The sequence below is a fragment of the Methanophagales archaeon genome (assembly GCA_021159465.1).
Classification (GTDB): Archaea; Halobacteriota; Syntropharchaeia; order Alkanophagales; family Methanospirareceae; genus G60ANME1.
The window spans coordinates 1-3,051 of record JAGGRR010000206.1 but is presented as its reverse complement, the minus strand read 5'-3'; the positions used below and the strand labels follow the sequence as shown (position 1 = coordinate 3,051).

Below are 3,051 nucleotides of genomic sequence, written 5' to 3'. Positions count from 1 at the left end.
GTGAGCACGTTCGTGGTTGGCGCTGGCGCGTTAGCCATTGCCGCGGCTATTGGCATACCGACTGCAATCTTCTTAGCTGAATTCTCTCCTCGCTGGGTTCGTAACATTATAAAGCCGTGTGTGGAGATGCTGGTCGGGATTCCATCGGTAGTGCTTGGATTTTTCGGGTTAATGGTGCTTGTACCATTTATAAGAAACTCGTTTGGTGGTTATGGAGAGTGTATATTAGCAGGCTGGCTAATCCTGGCAATAATGACTCTGCCACATGTGATCAGCATATCTGAGGATTCTATCCGAGCAGTTCCAGCGGGATATAAGGAGGCATCGCTCGCTCTTGGTGCTACACAGTTACAAACCATCAGGAGAGTATTATTGCCAACTGCGCGTTCCGGGATTTTAGCATCTTTGATCTTGGGTATGGGAAATGCGGTAGGAGAGACAATGGCGGTTTTGATGGTCATTGGTAATCCGAACATACCCTGGATTCCTTCGTCCGTATTGGAGCCGGTACGCGTGCTTACATCCACGATTGTGCTCGAATATTCCTATACGGTGTGGGGTTCAATGCATCAGCATGCGCTGTTCGCCATCGGAGTTGTTCTGTTCGTGATAGTTGCAATTCTCAATTTAGTAACAACTGTTGCGATAAAGGGGCGATTTGGCGCCACCAGCATAATAAAAGGGGTGATTGGTAGGGGATAAGATGAAGGAGGAGTTAATAAAAATAAGTCTGTGCATGGTAGCTTTAATTTCCGTAGCAGTATTGTTCGGGGTAGTGGGATACATATTTTTGAAAGGTATCCAGGTCATAAGCCCCGATTTCTTGTTGAAATCGCCAAATTATGCAGCACTTGAGGAGGGGGGCATATTTCCACATATAATCGGATCATTATGTCTTCTCGCTGTTTGTCTGCTCTTTGCCGTTCCTCTTGGTATAGCATCGGGGATATATCTTGCTGAATACGCCACGGAGAATATAGTAACAAAAAGCGTCAGGTTCTTTGTGGAATGCTTAGCCGGGATACCATCAATAGTGATAGGCTTGTTCGGGCTTACATTCCTCGTTTATCATATCGGGTTCGGTCCTTCCATGTTATCGGGAGGGTTGGCTCTCGGATTCATGATCCTGCCATGGACGGTCAGAGCCTCAGAAGAAGCGATAAAAACGGTCCCCCGGTCTTACCGCGAAGCTTCTCTTGCTTTAGGCGCATCTAAATGGCAAACCATACGCAATGTGGTGCTGAAAAATGCCTATCCAGGTATAATAACCGGGATACTGCTGGGTGCCGGGAAGGCGATAGGAGAAGCTGCTGTTATACTTCTCACAACCGGAGGTCTTGTTACCTATATACCCCGGTCATTACTGGACGATGTTGGTGCTTTACCGGTTTATATTTATATGATACTGACAGTGGTTCCCGCCTCCAGGGATGTGGCGGAGTCATACGCATTTGGCGCTTCTCTCGTGTTAATCATGATGTTCTTAATGATAAGCGTGTTCGCTTTGTTACTTCGGAATAGATACGTCAGGTCAGGCGTATGAGCGTGATCAAAGGGGGTGAAAAGAATAAAAAAGTGGTGAGAGATGAGTAAGAGTAAGATAGAAACCAGGAATTTGAATGTCTATTACGATGGTGGAACCGTGCATGCGTTGAAAGAAGTGAGCATAAAGATAGAAGCGAATAGGATAACGGCATTGATAGGACCTTCAGGCTGCGGCAAGACGACTTTCTTGAGGGCGTTGAACAGGATGAACGAACTTAACGGTGTGAAGACGAAAGGTGAGGTTATCATAGACGGAGTTGATATATACAACGGAAAAGTGGACGTTATTGAGTTGAGGAAACGCGTAGGGATGGTATTTCAGCAGCCAAATCCGTTCCCGATGAGCATATATGATAATGTCGCTTACGGTCCACGGATACACGGAGTACGAAACAGAAGGCTGGATAGAATTGTGGAAGAGAGTTTGAAGAAAGCAGCGTTGTGGGAAGAAGTGAAAGACCGGCTGGAAGAGAACGCATTGAAGTTATCCGGAGGTCAGCAACAGAGGTTGTGTATAGCACGCGCATTAGCGGTGAATCCGGAAGTCATTCTCTTTGACGAGCCCTGTTCGGCACTTGACCCGGTATCAACCGCGAGGATAGAAGCTTTGCTGCGGAAATTGAACAAGGATTATACGATTGTGATAGTGACGCATAACATGCAGCAGGCAGCACGTGTATCAGATTTTACCGCTTTCTTCCTCATGGGCAAACTGATAGAGTTTGGTGAGACCACACAGATATTTGAGCGCCCGAAGGATAAGAGGACTGAAGATTATATTACCGGGAGGTTTGGGTGAGATGGCAGTAAGGAAAGAATACATAGAGGATTTGGAAAAGCTCAAGGACGAAGTGCAGAGGATGGGCGAACTGGCGAGGGAATCTGCGAAGAACGCCATTAAAGCGCTTGTACAGCGCGATACAGCGTTAGCATCGAGGATACTAAAAGAAAACGCAGTAATAGACGAGCTGGAATTTGATATAGAGAACAGATGTATGAGACTGCTCGCATTGCAACAGCCAATGGCTTCTGATTTGAGAACAATAGGGACGTGTATGAAGATAATCACAGATTTCGACAGGATAAGCGACTTAGCGGGTGACATTGCCGAGATTGTCCATAGGATAGGTGATGAACCATTTGCGAAACCGCTGATTGACGTACCGAGGATGTCGGAGATTGCACAGGGTATGATTTCTGATTGCCTCACGGCGTTTTCCACACGAGATATAGGAATATTAGAAGATTTCTCGGAACGAGATGATGTGATAGATGCGCTATTCGACCAGGTGAGGCGGGAATTGATGATGATAATGATAGAAAACCCGAGATGTATAGCAAACGCTTCGCATTTACTCTTCGTAGCACTGCATTTAGAGCGAATCGGTGACCATGCGTGCAACATTGCCTCCCGGATTATATACATGGTTACCGGTGAGCGGAGGAAGTTAGAGTGATGGTGAAAGTATAAAAATGGAAGCGAGAAAGGTGCAGATAACCGGGAAA

4 protein-coding genes are annotated in these 3,051 nt (G+C 46.3%); all 4 read left to right on the top strand.

Features of this window, described 5'->3' with window-relative positions:
* The coding region (pstC, locus tag J7J01_08955) for a phosphate ABC transporter permease subunit PstC (GenBank protein ID MCD6210993.1) at positions 1-702 on the top strand (702 nt) is incomplete at its 5' end.
* A gap of 1 nt (position 703) precedes the next feature.
* The gene (pstA, locus tag J7J01_08950; protein MCD6210992.1) at positions 704-1,543 is read left to right on the top strand and encodes a phosphate ABC transporter permease PstA; all 840 of its coding nucleotides are present in this window, start codon (positions 704-706) and stop codon (positions 1,541-1,543) included.
* Positions 1,544-1,585: 42 nt separating this feature from the next.
* A complete protein-coding gene (gene pstB, locus J7J01_08945) occupies positions 1,586-2,344 on the top strand; it encodes a phosphate ABC transporter ATP-binding protein (GenBank protein MCD6210991.1) in 759 nt (252 codons plus the stop codon).
* A 1-nt stretch (position 2,345) separates the two neighbouring features.
* Positions 2,346-3,002: a phosphate signaling complex protein PhoU gene (gene phoU, locus J7J01_08940; GenBank protein ID MCD6210990.1), complete on the top strand. Its 657-nt coding sequence runs from the start codon at positions 2,346-2,348 to the stop codon at positions 3,000-3,002.
* The last annotated feature ends 49 nt before the right edge of the window (positions 3,003-3,051 follow it).

Bases quoted from the DNA above. Each gene is read 5' to 3' on its own strand.
- phoU (MCD6210990.1), top strand. From the start codon at position 2,346: ATGGCAGTAAGGAAAGAATACATAGAGGATTTGGAAAAGCTCAAGGAC.
- pstA (MCD6210992.1), top strand. From the start codon at position 704: ATGAAGGAGGAGTTAATAAAAATAAGTCTGTGCATGGTAGCTTTAATT.
- pstB (MCD6210991.1), top strand. From the start codon at position 1,586: ATGAGTAAGAGTAAGATAGAAACCAGGAATTTGAATGTCTATTACGAT.